Source organism: Spiroplasma corruscae (assembly GCF_002237575.1).
In the GTDB taxonomy this organism is placed as follows: Bacteria; Bacillota_I; Bacilli_A; order Mycoplasmatales; family Mycoplasmataceae; genus Spiroplasma_A; species Spiroplasma_A corruscae.
Window position 1 is genome coordinate 364,457 of record NZ_CP022535.1, and the last position, 18,404, is coordinate 382,860.

Annotated in this window: 18 protein-coding genes; 14 read left to right on the plus strand and 4 right to left on the minus strand. The window is 25.2% G+C overall.

Annotation, left to right across the window (positions count from 1 at the left end; genetic code table 4):
• From nusA to SCORR_RS01770, 7 genes are all read left to right on the plus strand, one after another.
• A complete protein-coding gene (gene nusA, locus SCORR_RS01740; protein WP_169709027.1) occupies positions 1-1,149 on the plus strand; it encodes a transcription termination factor NusA in 1,149 nt (382 codons plus the stop codon).
• Between the two features lie 28 nt (positions 1,150-1,177).
• Positions 1,178-1,462, plus strand: coding sequence for an RNase P modulator RnpM (gene rnpM, locus SCORR_RS01745; RefSeq protein ID WP_157705328.1), 285 nt, complete (start codon positions 1,178-1,180; stop codon positions 1,460-1,462).
• Positions 1,455-1,754 carry a L7Ae/L30e/S12e/Gadd45 family ribosomal protein gene (locus SCORR_RS01750; RefSeq protein WP_094048515.1) on the plus strand — a complete coding sequence of 100 codons (300 nt, stop codon included), beginning with the start codon at positions 1,455-1,457 and terminating at the stop codon, positions 1,752-1,754. The genes rnpM and SCORR_RS01750 overlap by 8 nt, the downstream gene beginning before the upstream one ends.
• 19 nt (positions 1,755-1,773) lie before the next feature.
• Positions 1,774-3,642, plus strand: a complete 1,869-nt coding sequence (gene infB / locus SCORR_RS01755; RefSeq protein ID WP_094048517.1) for a translation initiation factor IF-2 — start codon at positions 1,774-1,776, stop codon at positions 3,640-3,642.
• Positions 3,643-3,644: 2 nt separating this feature from the next.
• On the plus strand, positions 3,645-3,989 hold the full coding sequence (gene rbfA, locus SCORR_RS01760; protein WP_094048519.1) for a 30S ribosome-binding factor RbfA: 345 nt from the start codon (positions 3,645-3,647) through the stop codon (positions 3,987-3,989).
• Between the two features lie 114 nt (positions 3,990-4,103).
• On the plus strand, positions 4,104-5,489 hold the full coding sequence (locus tag SCORR_RS01765; RefSeq protein ID WP_094048521.1) for a lipoprotein: 1,386 nt from the start codon (positions 4,104-4,106) through the stop codon (positions 5,487-5,489).
• A 107-nt stretch (positions 5,490-5,596) separates the two neighbouring features.
• Entirely contained in the window at positions 5,597-7,189 is a 1,593-nt protein-coding gene (locus tag SCORR_RS01770; protein ID WP_094048523.1) for a hypothetical protein, read from the plus strand.
• A gap of 38 nt (positions 7,190-7,227) precedes the next feature.
• On the opposite strand, the gene SCORR_RS01775 is transcribed toward SCORR_RS01770, so the two are convergent.
• Entirely contained in the window at positions 7,228-8,898 is a 1,671-nt protein-coding gene (locus tag SCORR_RS01775) for a dicarboxylate/amino acid:cation symporter (RefSeq protein WP_094048525.1), read from the minus strand.
• 32 nt (positions 8,899-8,930) lie between these two features.
• Complete coding sequence (locus SCORR_RS01780; protein WP_094048527.1) at positions 8,931-10,253, minus strand: CoA-disulfide reductase; 1,323 nt, start codon at positions 10,251-10,253, stop codon at positions 8,931-8,933.
• A 118-nt stretch (positions 10,254-10,371) separates the two neighbouring features.
• On the opposite strand from SCORR_RS01780, the gene SCORR_RS01785 reads away from it, so the two are divergent.
• Complete coding sequence (locus SCORR_RS01785; protein WP_094048529.1) at positions 10,372-10,902, plus strand: ECF transporter S component family protein; 531 nt, start codon at positions 10,372-10,374, stop codon at positions 10,900-10,902.
• 49 nt (positions 10,903-10,951) lie between these two features.
• On the opposite strand, the gene SCORR_RS01790 is transcribed toward SCORR_RS01785, so the two are convergent.
• Positions 10,952-11,620: a hypothetical protein gene (locus SCORR_RS01790; RefSeq protein ID WP_094048531.1), complete on the minus strand. Its 669-nt coding sequence runs from the start codon at positions 11,618-11,620 to the stop codon at positions 10,952-10,954.
• A 93-nt stretch (positions 11,621-11,713) separates the two neighbouring features.
• On the opposite strand from SCORR_RS01790, the gene SCORR_RS01795 reads away from it, so the two are divergent.
• The 3 genes from SCORR_RS01795 to SCORR_RS01805 are packed head-to-tail and all read left to right on the plus strand — an operon-like array spanning position 11,714 to position 14,976.
• Positions 11,714-12,439 (plus strand): RsmE family RNA methyltransferase, encoded by a 726-nt coding sequence (locus SCORR_RS01795; RefSeq protein ID WP_094048533.1) that lies wholly within the window; start codon positions 11,714-11,716, stop codon positions 12,437-12,439.
• Positions 12,440-12,447: 8 nt separating this feature from the next.
• Complete coding sequence (locus SCORR_RS01800; protein WP_094048535.1) at positions 12,448-13,626, plus strand: hypothetical protein; 1,179 nt, start codon at positions 12,448-12,450, stop codon at positions 13,624-13,626.
• A 12-nt stretch (positions 13,627-13,638) separates the two neighbouring features.
• Positions 13,639-14,976 (plus strand): hypothetical protein, encoded by a 1,338-nt coding sequence (locus SCORR_RS01805; protein WP_094048537.1) that lies wholly within the window; start codon positions 13,639-13,641, stop codon positions 14,974-14,976.
• Between the two features lie 477 nt (positions 14,977-15,453).
• Here SCORR_RS01805 and SCORR_RS01810 read toward each other — a convergent pair whose 3' ends face one another.
• Positions 15,454-15,978, minus strand: coding sequence for a hypothetical protein (locus SCORR_RS01810; RefSeq protein WP_094048539.1), 525 nt, complete (start codon positions 15,976-15,978; stop codon positions 15,454-15,456).
• 110 nt (positions 15,979-16,088) lie between these two features.
• Here SCORR_RS01810 and truB point away from each other — a divergent pair, with 110 nt between their 5' ends.
• The 3 genes from truB to rpsO all read left to right on the plus strand — a co-directional run bounded on the left by truB (position 16,089) and on the right by rpsO (position 18,095).
• Positions 16,089-17,006 carry a tRNA pseudouridine(55) synthase TruB gene (gene truB, locus SCORR_RS01815; protein WP_094048541.1) on the plus strand — a complete coding sequence of 306 codons (918 nt, stop codon included), beginning with the start codon at positions 16,089-16,091 and terminating at the stop codon, positions 17,004-17,006.
• Positions 16,999-17,739, plus strand: a complete 741-nt coding sequence (locus SCORR_RS01820) for a nucleotidyl transferase family protein (protein ID WP_094048543.1) — start codon at positions 16,999-17,001, stop codon at positions 17,737-17,739. The genes truB and SCORR_RS01820 overlap by 8 nt, the downstream gene beginning before the upstream one ends.
• A gap of 89 nt (positions 17,740-17,828) precedes the next feature.
• Complete coding sequence (gene rpsO, locus SCORR_RS01825) at positions 17,829-18,095, plus strand: 30S ribosomal protein S15 (RefSeq protein ID WP_094048544.1); 267 nt, start codon at positions 17,829-17,831, stop codon at positions 18,093-18,095.
• Positions 18,096-18,404: the final 309 nt, after the last annotated feature.

Here is an 18,404-nt window from a genome sequence, read left to right on the forward strand (position 1 = left end):
TTGATAGACGGAGCAAAATTGCTTGATGCAATTTATGAAATTGTTCAAGACAAAAAAATTGATAAAAGTATTATTTTTGAAGGAATAAGAGAAGGTTTTCAAAAAGCCTATGAAAAATTCTTTGACCCAGAAGCTATAATAAGAGTTGAAATAGATGAAAACATTGGAACAATAAATGTATTTAAAGAATTAGTTATTGTTGAAGAACTTGAGGATGAATGACTAGAAATAGAATTGAAAGATGCTTTAAAAACTTATGGAGAGAATTTAAAAATCGGTGATAAAGTCTATGAACCAGTTGAGTTTACTGTTGAATATTCAAAACTAGCAGTAATGCAAGTTGGTCAAATCATAAAACAAAAAATTCGTGAAGCAGAAAAAGCAATGATTTACGAAGAGTTCTTACCAAGAAATCATGAAATAGTTGGTGGTACTGTAAAAGATTTAACAGAAACAAGTTATTTAGTTGAAGTTGATGGAGTAATAATACCTATTTGAAACCAAAAAACTATACCTGGTGAGTTCTTTAACATTGATGATATTATTTCATTTTATATTGAAGATATTTCTAAAGATAACAAACATTCACAAATATCTGCAACAAGAATACACCCTGACTTTCTTGCTAAATTAATGGAAATAGAAGTACCTGAAATTATGGAAGGTATAGTTGAAGTAAAAGCTGTTTCAAGAGAACCTGGTAAAAGAGCAAAAATAGCAGTTGTGTCACACGAAGAAAACATTGATCCAATTGGTAGTTGTGTAGGAGCATCAGGAAGTAGAATTAAAAATGTAACTAAACAACTAAATGGAGAAAAAATAGATGTTGTTCTATATGATGAAGATAAAAAAGTATTTGTTATGAATTCATTAGCACCTGTTAGAGTAATAAGTATTGCTATTGATGATGATAACAATGAATGTTTCATCGTAGTTCCAAATGAACAACTTTCCCTAGCTATTGGTAAAAAGGGAATGGCAGCAAGATTAGTTGCTAACTTAGTAAGTATGAAAATAAACATTTATTCATTAGATGTTGCTAATGAGAAAAACATTGAAATTTTATGAAATGGTAATATAACAAAAGAGGAGTTGGAAAATACTTCATTTATAGAAAATGCAAATAGAAGAAGAGAAAATAGATCTTAATAATAAAAAAAATGTAAGAAAGCTTTTTATGAAGAAAAAATTAAATAAACAAGTTTTGAGAAAAGATGTAGCATCTAATAAAATGCTCCCTAAAGATACCCTTTTAAGAATAGTTAGAAATAAAAGAGGAGAAGTATTTGTTGATCATACTAAAGTGGCTGAAGGTAGAGGAGTTTATGTTTTACCTAATAATATTTCAATAAAAAAAATTAAACAAAGAAATATACTAGATAGAGCATTTAAAACTACTATTAATAGAGATATATATGAAGCAATTGAAAAAGAACTAATGAGGTTAGTTAATTATGAATAAGGAAAAATTAGTATCATCATTGGGAATAGTTTCTTCAGCAAATAAACTAACATATGGTTCAAAATTAATTGACAAAATAAGAGAAAATAAAGTTAGTTTAGTAATTATTGTAACTGATATTGGTCCAAGCCAATATAAAAAAATTACTAACAAATGTAGTTTTTATAATGTTAAATATTATGATAATCTATTAAATGGGATGGAATTAAGTAAAGCAATTGGAAAAGATAACATCAAAGCAGTTGGAATACAAGATTCAAATTTCATTAAATTAATTTTAAGTAATATTTAATTAGAATGGAGTTGGTATTATGACAAATAAAAATAAGAAACCAATTAATAATAATAAACAAAATTACAAGAGCAAATCAAAGGCACATACAACTAATATAAAAAATAAATTAAGAGAAACGAAAGAAACAGGATTAATCGATGGGGTTTTTATTTTTACTGAACCATTATCAATAGCAGACTTTGCAAAAAAAATTGGTAAAGAACCAGCAGCCATTGTTAAAATATTTTTTACAAAGGGTATAATGTTAAACCAAAATGTTACTCTTTCTGAAGAACAAATGGGAGAATTATGTTTAGAACTAGGATATGACTTTAAAAAAGAAACTAATATTACAAAAGAAAATATATTTGAAACATTAGAAGAGGAAGATAACCCAGAAGAACTTAAAAGTAGACCACCTATAGTTACTATTATGGGTCATGTAGATCATGGGAAAACAACATTATTAGACTCAATTAGAAATGCAAATGTAATAGATGGAGAATTTGGTGGAATTACCCAACATATTGGTGCTTATCAAACCAGCATTAATAAAAATAAAATTACATTTATAGATACCCCAGGTCATGAAGCTTTTACTGAAATGAGAGCAAGAGGTAGTGAAGTAACAGATATTGTAATTATTGTTGTTGCTGCTGATGATGGGGTAATGCCTCAAACAGAAGAAGCGATTGACCATGCTAAAGCTGCAAATGTACCCATTATTGTCTTTGTTAACAAGGTTGACAAACCAGGGTCTGACCCAAGTAAAGTAAAAATGGAATTAATGAAGTATGGAATCGTTGCAGAAGAATTTAGTGGAGACACTCCATTTATCGAAGGATCTGCAAAAACTAAGTTAGGAATCGATACTTTATTAGAAACAATATTACTTATTTCTGAATTAAAAGATTTAAAAGCTAATCCAAATAAGTTTGCTAGAGGTACAGTAATTGAAGCTCATATCGATAAAAATAGAGGTCCTATAGCAACTGTTTTAGTTCAAAACGGGACATTAAATATAAAAAATATTATTATTGCTGGTGCAACATATGGAACTATCAAAGATATTGAAAATGAAAATAAAATGAAACTTAAACATGTGAGTCCTGGTCAACCAGCAGTAATCATAGGTCTAAATGAAGTACCAAGAGCTGGTGATAAATTCATAGTTGTTTCAGAAGAGAAAATTGCAAGAGATATTGCAAAAGCGCAGTTTGAAAAACAAGCAAATGACTCTAGAAATAAAACTACAGCATTTACCTTAGACTCTATGAAGAATCAAATTGAAGCTGGGGAATTAAAATCAATTAATATTATCTTAAAAGCAGATGTACAAGGTACGGTTGAAGCAGTTAGAAATGCAATGTTAAAAATTAATATCAAAGGTGTTAAAATAAATGTTATTCGTGCAACTGTTGGTGCTATATCAGTTAGTGATATAACTCTTGCATTAGCATCTAATGCATTAGTATATGGATTTAATGTAAGACCAAATGCACAAGTTAGACAAAAAGCAGAAGAAGACGGAGTCGAAATTAGATTACATAATATAATTTATAAATTATTAGAAGAAATTCAAGAAGCTGCTGCTGGTATGCTAGATCCAGTTTATGAAGAAAAACAACAAGGTGAAGCTGAAGTAAGAAAATTATTTAAACACTCACAAGTTGGTACTATTGCAGGATGTAGGGTAATAAGTGGTACAATTCCAAGAGGTTCAAAAGTACATATAATAAGAGATGGAATAGTAATTTACAGTGGAGATATGGCTTCTTTGAGAAATAATAAGGATGATATAAAAGAAGCAAGGACTGGGCAAGAATGTGGTATTGTGGTAAAAAACTTTAATGACCTAAAAGAAAATGATATTATAGAAGCATATAAGATAGAAGAGGTGAAATAATTATGCCAAAAGATGTAAAAATCGAACGTACTCAATCTATTATTTTAAGAGAATTGACACTAATTTTACAAAGAGAGTTTCACGATAGCGACTATATTAAGTTTTTATCAATCCATGAAGTTAGATTATCAAATGATATGAGTCATGCAAAGATTTATTATTCATATTTAAACCCAGAATTTGATCTAGAAGATGTAAAAAGTGAAATTAAAGATTATCTAAAAGAAATAAGAATGCTACTTGCTAATAAAGTTGAAATGAGAAGTGTACCAGAGCTATCATTTGAATATGATAATTCATTAGATAATGCAAATAAAATTGATAAAATTTTAAAAGACATCAAATAATAATTAAACTTGGTTAACATTAACCAAGTTTTTTTATAAAATATTTTACGATACTAAAAATACTTTACCTATTTTTATATATATAATTTTTTATGTAGAAGGTAGGAATTAAAAATGAAAAAATTATTAAGTATATTAGCATCGATGGGAATGGTAGTGACAACTAGTGCAACGGTTATCTCTTGTGGAAATGATACAACTAGTACAGATACTCCAGTTGATGAAACACCTGATTTAAGTAAATTAACATCAGAAGAACTAAAAATATCTCCAGCGTCAAATTCGGAACAAGATGCTAAAATTGCAGTACTAACAACTATTAGTCAAAAGTATATTAAATCATCTATTACAGAATCTGATTTAATGTTTAGTGGTTTTGTAGCAGCTAAAAGCACAAGTGAGCAAGGGTCTCTAGTTGTTGAAACAAAAGATTCTACAAAAATACTAGGTAAAGCCACATTTAAAATAGAGTTTTTTGATAATTCAAGAACTAATTTTGATTTAGCGTTAGTTGAACAGGTTGTAAATGATACCAGTTTAGGTTCTGTTGTAAGACCTAGTTCATTAAATCCAGGATTCTTGATGGTTGAAGATATTAAAAGTAAAGAATCAGTATTTAAATCACTAAACAAATTTGTTACTGAAACATTAATAAAAGCAAAAGGCTTTGGTTATGAAATAGACCCAGAAATAATAATGAGCATGATTCATATTAATTATTTAGATAGTAGTGATAAATTAATAACAAATAACAATTCAACTATTGAAATTAAGTCTATTGTAGGTACTATTAAGAGCGGTCATAATAATGATATTGATGGTTATTATGCTAATGGAAGTGTAAAAATCTCTATAAAAGGTCAAACAAAATTAGATGATAATATAAAAACAGAACTAGGTGATATATTGTTATCAGATCCAAGTAATGATTATGCTACAAAAAATGAACTTATTGAAAATTTATTAAGTACAAATTCAATAGAAAAAAATAAGAAAGATAATTTTAATTTGGATAGTTACGACTTAAAAGAAGGAAAAGGTGTTATTAGTATTGTTATTAATTCTGATTTTGCTCCAAGCACAATAAATATAACTTTTAATATAACAAATAAAAACGATGAAAAAGTTGGGATGTTTAATCTAGATTCATGAGTTAATGAAGAAATGGGCATACCTCCAATTAAATATCAAGGTGATAGTGTTGATGCTACTGAAATAACTGAATATCTATTTGATACAGAAAATAATATTGGATTTTGAACAGATTTCTCAAGTAATAGCGGAAAATACTTCTTCGTTGGTCAAAAACCTGAAGATGAAAATTCATATAAAGATGGAACAGTGACAAAAGATCAATTTATTGCTGATTTTGCAAATATTATTAATGTTACACAAACTGGGGAAGATATAACAATAGAATTTAAACCTGAGGCTAAAAATAAATATGCTGGTTATCAATTAACTGGAAAAGCAACAATAACTAATGGTGAAGAATGATAGAATTAAATTTAAAAATCTCTTATTTTAAGAGATTTTTTTAAACTTGTTATTTAAAGCACCCTTAAAATTTGATATATTAATATTATTGAATAAATAAGGGGAAGATTATGAAAAAATTATTAAGTATACTAGCATCAATTGGATTATTAACTCATTCTATTTCAATTGTTTCATCTTGCGGAAAAGAAAATGATCAAAGCCAAGAAACAAATACTGTACCAAGTGATGTAAATAAAATAGAAAAAATAGAAGATCAAACAATGTATGAAGCCAAAACTAAAATAGTAGTTGTAAGGTCTCAAGTAATAATAAAAGATGCCGAAATTAGTGCAATATCTGAAAATGAAGGTGCATTAAGTGTTTCGGTCTCAAACGCCATTGATAGTGAATCGAAAGGGTTCTTTGAAGTTACTTTAAAAGCTAAAACAATAGTTGATACAAATGTAAAAGTAAAATATGGTGATTTTGAAAGTTCATTTAATGTAAAAGTCCTTGGGGCAAAACATGATGAACCTAGTACAAATGAATTATTAGATTCAAATGTACAGCTTAATTCTTCAACACCAGAACAAGTAATATTTGCCAATCCAGTAAAAGATGCTAATTATGAAGTTATTGTTGTTGACAAAGATTTGGTAAGTATTGAAAATGCAATCAGTAAAGATTCATCAGGAAATGGTGAAGTTACTTTTAGAATAAATGGTTTAAAGTTAGGGAAAACAAAAATTCTAATAAACTATGAATATTCACAAGTATCATTATATGTAACAGTAGTAGAAAAATATGGATTTCCATTTTTAAGTGACTACGAAAAAAAGGTAACTATTATTAAAAGTACAGAAGATAATCAAAATACTATTACCAAATACATAACAGTAAATAATCCTATAAGCAATGGAGAATTAGAATTATCAACTAATGTAACAGAATCACTTTTACCATTTAAAGTTGAAAAAGTAGTTGAAGATTTAAAATTTGTAATATTTAAAATTAATATAACTTCCGGTTATAAAAAAGAACAAGATGTTGTAGTTAATTTAAAATATATGAATAAAATTAATGAGACATTATTGGTTGATATAATTGATGAACATACAATAAAATTAGATGTTGAACAAACTTTGCCAATTGAAGTAAGTGAAGGTAGACATAAATTAATTAAACTAGATGTAACTGATAGATTTAAAAATGCAAAAATAAATGTAGTTAATGAAAATGCCTCAACAGGTAATATTGATGCGTTTGCAATGAATGATTATGATACTGATACAAATGAAGCATTAACAATAGTAGTTTATGGATTAAAAGTATCAAAAGAGAATGTAATTGAATATAGTTATAATGGAATAAAATTTGAAATAAAGATAAATATTATTGTAGATAGTACAAAAAAACCCTCTATTAGTGGAATAAAATATAATGATGTTATCAAACTAAATACTAATTCGGGTACATATTACGGTATATACATCGATAATCCATTAACTAATGAAATTATTTCCGTATCATATGACAATGAAAATTTAAAAGGTAAATTTAGTGCCTCTGTTGAAGGTCACAATGGTGCATCATACTATAATCTACTTCTAGTTTCTGGAAAAGATGAAGTAAATGATGATGCAAAAATAAAAGTGACTTTAAAATATAAAAATGCAGATGATCTTAGTTTCTTTGTAACAATCAGCTCAAAAAAAGCTTAAATAACGAATAAAAATCTAGCAAAATAAAGCTAGATTTTTTATTTATTTTCATTTTTAGTTTTTAGATTAGTTTTTTTAATTTTATAGTTTTCTTCTATTTCTTTGATTAAATTACTGTGATCTAATTTTAATTTATCAATATCTTCTTTAGTTATATCTTTTTGTTTTATACTCTTATTAAACTCTTTCTTACTATTTAGAATTTCTAAACTAAATTGATCTTTTAAATTTTTCATTGCTAATATACTTTTTTGTTTTTCAATTCCTTTATGGTTCAATAAAGGCGAACCATCTTCAATTAAGCCTTCTGATTTAGCAACAATTGTTGCTGTAGCAAAACCACCTAACACATTAGCTCCAGTTCTTCCCATATCAAATAATCCATCAAGTGGTGCAATTACCCCTAGAACAGACATTATAAATTCAGAATATCCAATTCCACCAATAACACCAACTGTAACAACTGTAGCAGTTCCTGGTACACCTGCAATACCCAGTGATGCAACCACAGTAACAAATAACGAAATAATAAAGTAAGTAAATAATCCCATTGAATGTGGTGCATTAGAACCTGTTCATAATATGCTTGTTGCTAAACCAGCTTGTATACCAGCACATGCGATAAGACCCATTGTTGTTGAAATTGGAGGTATACTACTAACAACTTTTTCATTAATTTTCATATCTTTCAAAGCGTTCATTGATACTGGTAAAGAAGCATTTGATGATTGTGTTGAAAATCCTTGCACTAAAGGTCTTCAAGCATTCTTCCATCAAGCACCAAGTTTAACTCTTGACAATAGTATTTGTAATGATAATCAAATAATAGCTATTATTATACATAAATAACCAACACCAATAACCTTACCTATATTTGCAAGTTCGCCAATTGGTCTTTCGGTAATTGATGTTGAGAGCATAGACATAACTGCTAACGGCATTATTTTCATAAAAGTTGAAAGCATTGATGATGTTATTTTTCATGCAGTATCAGCACCTTTTACAATTGCTTCCATTTCTACTTTATTTCTCTTTGATAAAATTTTTACTGAAATTCCAGCTATTGCAGCAATTACCATTACTGGGATAATTGTATTTTGTGTTAATGCTGAAAAGAAATTTATTGGTAAATATTCTCAAATTAATTTTGGTAATGGGACATTATTCTTACCATCAGGTATTGCTTCATCAACTAACTTAAATATTCCACCACCAACATCGGTTGCAATTCCAATAAAGAAAGTTATTGTAAACATTACTGCAACATTAGTTAGTAATATCGCAATTCCTTTACCTGTTATACGTGCTAAGCCGTTTTCTCCTGGTTTTGCAGTAATTTTAAATATTGCTATAAAGACAATTGGTATCGTTAATAGGTTTACACCACGAATAAATATGTTTTTAAAGAATTGTGATCAAATATTTAGTTCATTTACTCAATAAATATCACTGTTACTATCTAAATACCCTTTTTTTAAGGTTTCTGAGTCAGGAAATTCTATTATTCCTTGGACAACAATACCAAATATTAACCCAATAACCATACCTATAATAACTCTATACATAAACGTAATTTTTACTTTTTTTAAAAATATTCATAATCCTATTTGAAGTCCAACAAAAATTAGAATTCCAACTGCTGATTGTCATTTACTAATTGCAAGAAAATCACGTAAGATGTCATTCTTATTTGATGCTAATAAATTCATTATAATCCTCCTTCTAAGTTAATTAAAATATATTATACTAAAAGTTTAGATAATGCTATGTGAATTATGTCGTAAGTTTTAGAAAAAGGAGGTGAATAGGGCAAATCAATTTGTTCAATTGATTCAGTAATCTTTGTTTTATTTCAAATTAGCGTAGCAATACAATAAAACCTTAAGATTGAGTCTTTATCTCCATACATTTGTCCACCAATTATTACATTATCATCCTTATTCATAATTAATTTTATATAGATATCTTTTTGACCTTTTAAATAATGAGTATGATCTTTATCTTTTATAAATACTGTTTTTATGTTTAAATTATTTAATTTAGCTTCGTTTTCTGTAACCCCAGCTCTAGCTACACCTTTATCGAATAATTTGATAATTGAACTTTGTATTGTTCCATTAAATTTACTTTTTATGTCACAAATATTATTTGCTATAACTTTTGCTTGTTTTGATGCAACTGTTGCTAAAGGTGAATAACAATATTTCTTTGTAATAATATTTTCAATGACACAACAATCACCACCAGCATAAACATCTTTTATATTTGTTTTTCCAAATTTATCAACAATTATAGCATTGTTACTTGATAATTCTAATTCTGAGTTAATTAAACTTTCAGTATTAGGTTTAAAACCTGATGCAATAACTACCAGGTCGCATTCAATTTCTTCACTATTTAGTCTTGCTAAAATTTTTGACTCTTTACTTATAAACTCCTTAACTGAGTTACCAAGGTATAATTTAATATTATTATCTTCTAAATTATTTTTAATTAACTCAGATATTTCAAAATCATATAATCTTGAAGATATTTGATTTTCTAACTCAACAATTGAAACATTTTTACCAATATTTATTAGATTTTCAGCTAACTCCATACCTATAAAACCAGCCCCAACAATTAACACATTTTTTATATTATTAGAGTTAGAAAGTTCTTTTAGTTTTTCTGCATCTTCATATTTTGTTAACTTATGATATTCAATATTTTCTAAACCTTTAATTTTAGGTATAAATGCATCAGCACCAGTTGCTAAAACTAATTTATCGTAGACAATCTCTTTGCTATTTACTAACATTTTCTTATTTTCAAAGTTAATATTTGATATTTTAGAGTTTAGTATAACATCAATACCACTTTCATTAAACTTTTCAATAGTTCTTGCAAATAACATTTTCTTATCTTCAAACTCATTACCAACAAAATAAGGTAAACCACAAGCGCCTAGCGAAACATAATTTCCGGTTTCTAATACTAGAACTTCATAATCTTTTTTTAGTCTTTTTATTTTAGCGGCAACTCCCATTCCTGTTGCACCACCACCAAGTATTACAATTTTCATACGTTTTCCTCTCTTGATAAAACAAAATGTTTTAAATGCTATAATTTATAAGGTTATAACAAAATTATTATAATTGAAATCTAACTAAAAATAACCAAATAAATTGAGGTAGTTACTAATGAAAAAATGAATTTGTTCTAAAAATATAGCTAATTGTAGTTTATTAGTTGGAGTAATGTTCATAATGGGGGCAGTAATAACTACATTGTCATCAGTTACAGGTAAATCAATAATACAATTTTCTGATATTGTTTATTTAATATTATTAGGTAGGATAAACTTATTTACATTAGTATTAAGCGCTTTAATTTCTGGTATTTTAATTGATTTATATGCAGGTGGATTAATTTTTATTCCAATATCAATATTAGTAAAAATATTAATTGGTTTAACGTATTATTTACTCAGAAAAAGAGTAAACATTCACTTAATATTTATTATTAGTTATTCTTGAGTTTTTATTTATAATTTGTACTCTTATCTATTATGAGATGCATCTGTTTTAATTGTTGAATCAATTGTTAATGCAATACAATACTCAGTTACAGTAGTAATGTCATCAATTATCGTGTTATCTTTAGAATTAAATATGTTTAACAAAAATAAGAAGTTTCATAATAATAAAAATAATAAAGAAGAGATATCCTAATATAAAAAAATCTACACTTGATGGTGTAGATTTACCAGTTTACAAAATTTTAAAGTAATCTTTTATTTACAATTTTTTGAATTCTTATTGTAGTGAGTGTGAATAATACAATTGCAAATAAGTCGAAAATCATAAAACTAATTCAAGCTTGGAAAAAAGCAATAATACCATATGCAGAACCTAATTCTACATATCTTTGAAATGCATTTAACAATGCTGAAATTAGTGGAGCAGTAATGAAAACAAATACTGCACTAATTGTTAAACTAGTTGTCTTTTTAAAGTTATTTGTAACTTTATAAACACAAAATAATTTATTAAAAAATAATCAAAATAATAATACTCATAGCATTAATCCAATACTTGAGGTAAACCTAAACAATGGGCTTTGACCTCAAATAATGAATTGTAGAACGCCATCTAACAAACCTATTATCATACCCCAGTATAAACCGACTACTTGAAAGCTTATAGCAATAATGTAATATTTAAGTGAAAAACCAACGTTTACACTTGTTATACCTAGTGGTAATAATACATTTATAAAACTAACAGCTGTAGACATACTTAGTAACAAACTAACAAGGGTTATTTTAAGAGTCTCACTTCTTAAACCGTTATGTTTGCCTGTTTTGTTAAGTTTGCTGATCTCATAATCTATATCAATTTCATCTTTTTCAGACTCAATTTCATCAAGATTAGTATCAACTTTCTTCATTCTTTTCTCCATTCTAAATAAACAATGTATTTAGAATTCAAACATATTCACCTCATAAGTATTATAATATAAAGTATGTAGGTGGAGAATAGAATGTACCAATATTTTACAAATAAAAAAGTTAATAATAGTTTTATCATTGACGGTAATGATTTTCATCATATAAAAAATGTAATAAAACTTAAATTAAAAGAGCATATTCATATAGTATTTAATGAACAAAAGTATTTATGTGAGTTAGAAATTATTAAAGAATCAGAGTGCATTGCTAAAATTATATCTAAAATAGATATTACAAAAAATAAATTTAAACCTATTATTAATCTTTATTGTGGAATAATAAGAGAACAAAAATGAGACTATGTCCTCCAAAAAGCAACAGAATTAGGTGTTAATAATATTTACCCAGTTATATTTACTAGAAATGTTGTAAAAATAAATAGTAAAGATGAAGATAAAAAAATTTTTAGATGACAAAGTATAATTGATACTGCAGCAAAACAAACAAAATCAATAATAATCCCTAAGGTCGGAAAAATTATTTATAATTTTAAAGATATTAAAATTGATAACAATTATTTAAATATCATATGTTATGAAAATGAAAAAAATCAAAACTTAAAAAATATACTTAATAAGAATAATCTTGTTAATGCAATAAATATAGTAATTGGGCCAGAAGGCGGCTTTACAGACAATGAGGTAACATTTTTTGTAAAACAAAACTTTAATTCGGTTAGTTTAGGAAATAATATATTAAGAGCGGAAACAGTACCATTATTTGTTCTTAGTTGCTTAATATACGAATATGATATGTAGGTGTATTTATGAATAAAATTGAACTAAATAATTTATTAATTAATGATTTGTCGATAATTAATGAACAATTAGATAAGGTTAAATTAGGTAAAGATATCAATAATATAATCAAGAAAAATATTTATCTAATTAGAAATAAATTAAAAGGTTCTTTAGATATAAAGACTCATGGAAGTTACTCTATAAACAATGTTTATAATTTTGATGATTATATTTCAGTTGATCTAATAGCTATAAAACATGTAAGTAAAAAAATATATATGAAGTATCAAAAAGAATTTGATACAAATGACCATTTTGTTTCTTGCATTATATGTAACTCTAATTTAATCTTATTTAAAAAAATAATTAATATTTATTTAAAAGACAAAGATGTAAAAGTGAAATGAAAAGAGAAAAATTATTCACTTCCAACTTCAAATGAAATTATTACCTTTAAAGATTCATTGATAATACATATAAATTATGAAAATCAAAAAGAAATAAGGATAAATCTAAGAACTTCTATCAAACATGCTGACTACCCTCTAATAATTTGTAATAAAACCATGTATAGAAGAACTTTTACACTAGAGTATACAAAAATTTATAAAACATTAAATAAACTTACTCTAAAGAAATTACAGCTACTATATTTTTATATTAGAGTTAAATATAAAAATAAAATAAGTAAGAAAAGGGAATTAACACTAAAGTTAGAAATACTTCAAGATTTACAATTACAACTATTAAAAAACAAGTATTTCCAAATTTGATTAGATACAACATTTGAAAAAGTTTTTAAGTCACCAAAAGAAGTAGAACTATTATTAGAATCAAAATTAATTTATTATAAAAAGTATAGAAAGATTGATAAACTATACAGATTAATAAAATTGAAAAACTTAAAATGAGTATATCTGTGTTCTTATAAATCAATAAAGAGGTTTCTAGATTTCTATTTAGATTTTTGTGATGGGTATATTAATAACATAGAAGAGAATTATAGCAATGAAATAATGTTTTATTATGATTCGGTTGCTTATTTAAAAAATAAGCTAGATACAAATAATTTTTCTGTTAAAAAGAATAATAAGTTATATGATGAAATTGATATAAAAATAATTACTAAGACAATTTATCCGTATGATAAAAACAATGGATTGTTCCTTGTTTTTCTAAAGTTTTTTAAATTTGAAATAATATAGAAGGGTAACTATATGAAACTAAATTATGAAATTAATAAATTTAATAGTGCTGTAAAAAAAATGACTTTTAAAAGAAAAGATTTACTTGATTTTATTAATAGTAAATATAATTATATTAAGGATGAGTTATCAAAGGTTTATATTAACTTTAAAAAAATGGGTGACTTTGCTTATAATACATTTACTTCAAATAATAAAATAATTAATTTAGATCTTTCAATTGTTAAGTATAACTTTTCTTCTAAAATAACACACGATTCTATACAAAATGAGTTTCTTGAAGTTATTAAGAACATTGATTTTATAAGTGAAATACATACTCATAAAAAGGGTAGCTACTTAAATATTATTCTTAAGTTTAAAAATTATAGTATTAATTTTAGAGTAATTAGTATTCTTTATAAAAAATATAATAAAGGAAGGTTCTATATTATTAATAAAAATAATGAGAACTACGAAGAAATAGCTATCAAATTACAAGAAGATTTTATCTATGCAAATAAGTTAAGTTCTGGGCTATTGTTTTCTTTAAAAAGACTAATGAACTATATTTTAAAAAATGAATTTTGTTATACCTATAACTTAGACATGATAATGCTTAGATGATTCTATGAATACGTATGTAAATCAGTAGATGACTTTATATTAAAAAATTATAAAGATAACAATAACTTAAATATTAAAAAGTTTTTAACACCATCGGTGTTTAAAAAATGAATAAAAAATAACATTAGTTTCTTGGATTTAGTATATTTTATTTTCGTTAAGTGAGATTCTACAACAACATATTATTATAAATTAAGCGGATTTTTAAATGAAGAAATGTTTGATGATATTTCTAGATGAAGTCAAAATACATATTCAGCATTTAGTTTACCAAAAAATTACATATCAAGAATAAGTATATTTGATTCAAATAATTATGAAGATAAAAGGTATATGCAAAATAATTTATCTGAAGAAGATGGTTTCTCAGAAATAGTGTGATCAAAGTATAAAAATGAAGGCATGAAATATTTAGTCACTCCAAAATTACGTAGTGGCATACCAAATTTTATAATGTTTAAAAAATGATTAGTTTCTAAATCAAATAGTTTATATTTAATGCTTGGTGAAAATTTACAATCAGAAATAAAAACTACTAAAACAAGGGAAGCTATAAATGAATTAAATTACATTGCTAATAATTGATTTACAAAATATAACCAAATGCTAAAATATTTGCAACCATTTTTTGATAGAAAATACTCTTTTTTTAATAGTTTTAAAATTGATGAACTTGTAGCATATATACTAAATACTGTTGATAAAATAAGCAAAGATGATTGACTTATTAAAAATTATTTCTAACTTTGAAATTAATTTCTTGGAAAAATTTTGATTTCTTTTATGAAATATGGTAATTATTATATTGAGGAAAGTTTTTCGTTCCTCATCAGAATTACATATGGTTTTCAAAACTATTAAAAACCATTAAAATGTGATTTACACATTTTAAATAACTACACTAACTTTTATATGTTTATTCCTTCTAATATTTACTCATTTCAATTGTAAGATCCCACAATTAGAAATTAAGAAAATAATAAAAGTAGTTATTTATTTGTTAAAAATTAAGAATAACATCTCTATACAAATAAAATAATAGTATATTTAGCAAATGCTTAATATACAAATAATTAGTATAAACCTTAATAAATATGCAAAACAAATTACTTACTAATTTGCATTACATTTTATTAAGGTTTTTTATATTTATTTAAAATAATAAGTTATGTTTAAACATATATCTAATTAAAAAAAAGTATAAATATAACTATACTTTTATTAATTTTCATCATTTATTTTATTTTTTAAAATTTCATTTCTTTTTTTTACATAGTTCTTTTCAGCAGAACCAATATTATGATATAAGTCACGACTTACTCTAGTTCTTAGTTTTTTTAATTCCTCGTCACAGAATATTCATGTTAATCATACAATGTGGAAATATCTTAAATACTTTAACTCCTTTTCGCTATACATTTCAAAACTTAGGTTTGATGCTTCCCCTTGAGCAAAATCAATTCATTTCTGAGGGTCAATCTCTTCTTTATATGCTTCTTTTGCCAACCTTTGATACTCAAATGCTTTTTTGACAATTATATCTTCCAGTGATTGAAGTGTATTTGCAATTTCAGTAACTAATGCTTGATCAAAATCATCAAATGAATTGAATTGATGCTTAGATAAATAAAACATTTTAGTACTTAGGTTACTCATTGCATTCCCACCGTTACCTAAATGTTCTTTTTCTGATATTATTTTAAATTCTGACTCTATTTCTTTGTAAAAATCTGATTTGATTCTCATTCAATCACCCTTAATTGTTATTAGTATTATACCATAAATTAACTCAAAAAAACCTATGATAAATAGGGCCTGTATATGTATAATAAAGTTATATTGAAAGAGGAGTATTTATGACTGAATCAGGAGTTTTTTTAATTGATAAACCAAAAGGTATTACATCAAATCATTTGATACAGCAATTAAAAAATAAATTAAATATTAAAAAAATCGGTCACGCAGGTACTCTAGACCCAATGGCTAGAGGTTTAATGATAGTTTTAGTTAACCAAGCTACAAAAATTTCAAATTATTTATTAAGTAGTGATAAAAGATATATTGTTACATTGGATTTTTTTATAAAAACAGATACAATGGATATCACTGGAGAAGTTATTGAAAAACAACCATATGAAAAAATTGATAAAAAAATTGTTGCTGATATGGTTGAAAAATTTAATGGTTTTATGTACGAACAATATCCACCTATTTATTCCGCAACTAAAGTTAATGGTAAAAAATTATATGAATATGCAAGAGCAGGTCAAGATGTAGAGATAAAGTCAAAAACAGTTACAATAAAAAAATGTACTTTAATAGATTTTGATCAAAAAAATGGAAAACTTAGTTTAGATGTCTTATGTAGCAAAGGAACATATATAAGAAGTTTAATTGGTGACATGGCAGAAAGTATTGGCTTAATTGCAACTATGTCAGTTTTAAATAGAATAGAATGTGGAAAGTTTAGTATTAATGATGCAAAAACCGTTGAAGAAGTCCAAGAAAGTGATTTAATTTCAGTTTATGATAGTTTAATGATAAATGATCAAAATTTAATTGAATATCATAAGGAGTCAGACATTATACAAGGTAGAACAATTGAGTTGCAAGGAATTAATTATCCAATTATATTTATAATTAATCATCAAAAAGAAGTTATTGCAATTTACAAGCATGTAGCACAGAACATTTATAAATGTCAACGTGGTTTATGAGAAAGTAAAGACCCACTATTTTTAACTGAAGCTGAAAAAGAAGGAAATTATGATTAAAATTGTTACTAACCTTAATAATGACGAAGTAATTAATTTAAATAATAATTTTGTCGCTTGTATTGGTTTTTTTGATGGTTTACATAAAGTTCATTGAAAACTATTTATGAAAGCAAAAAGAATTGCTAAAAAAAATAATTTAGGTTTTTTAATTCTTACTTTTTCAAATAAAATTACTAACTTTATAACCGGAAAAGATTATGTGCTATATAATAATAAAATTAGATATAAGCTATTTAAAGAGAAATGTAATCCTGATTTATTAGTAGAGATTAATGTTAATAAAAAAACTATATCTAAAAGTAAAGAGGATTTTTGTAACTTTTTGATCAATAAGTTAAATGTAAAAAAAGTTGTAATTGGAGAAGATTTTAGATTTGGTAATAATAAATCAGGAAATGTTAATGATCTAATATATTTTTTAGGTATGGGTAATGTTAAGATATTTAAAAGAGAAGAAAAAATATCTACTTCAAATGCTAAGATGTTACTTCAAGATGGAAATATTAGAAAAGTAAATAAACTACTGAAATATAAATATTTGATCATAATTAAAAAAAATATCAATAATGAATTTTCTATAATAAGTACAAATATCGTTCTAAAAGACGGGTATTATAAGCTGCTAATTAACAATAAAAAATATGTTGCTAAAATAACAAACAATTTAATAATATTCAAAGAAACTGATTTAGCAGTTTTTTTTAGTTTTTTTAAATATAATTTGTTATAATTTTAAAGTGTTTTTACATTGTTTTAATTTTACCCTAGAATTATTACTTTGTATTTACATAAATAAAATAGATTTAGGGGGAACTAGTTATGGTATCTAAAGAGGCGAAATTAGATATTATTAAGAATTTTGGAGCTAACCAAAGTGACACAGGTAGTGCAGAAGTGCAAATTGCAATTCTAACTAAAGATATTCAAAACTTGACAGAACATCTTAGCATTCATAAAAAAGATATAACATCAAGAAGAAGTTTATTGAAAAAAGTTGCACAAAGAAGACATTTATTGAACTTCTTACTAGGAAAAAGTGTTGCTAGATATAAAGCGATAATCGAAAAACTTAATATTAGAAAATAGAACATTCTTTGCTTTTGGCAAAGTTTTTTTATTATTAATTATTTATAGAGGGTCAAATAAGTATTTTGAAAATGTAATATGATAATTGTAGAATAAATGTGTAAAAATTTCTTACAACCATTTATAGATAATAAGTTGATATATAGTTAAAATTTTGTTTTAATATAATTAACTTTTCAAATGAAAAGAATATAACTATAATTGTTAAATAAATGCTAAAATATATTAATAAATTTAATTTTTACACTATGTATACTACTCAAAATTACAAAAATAGTGTATAATAAATATATGTTTTGGTGTTTATTA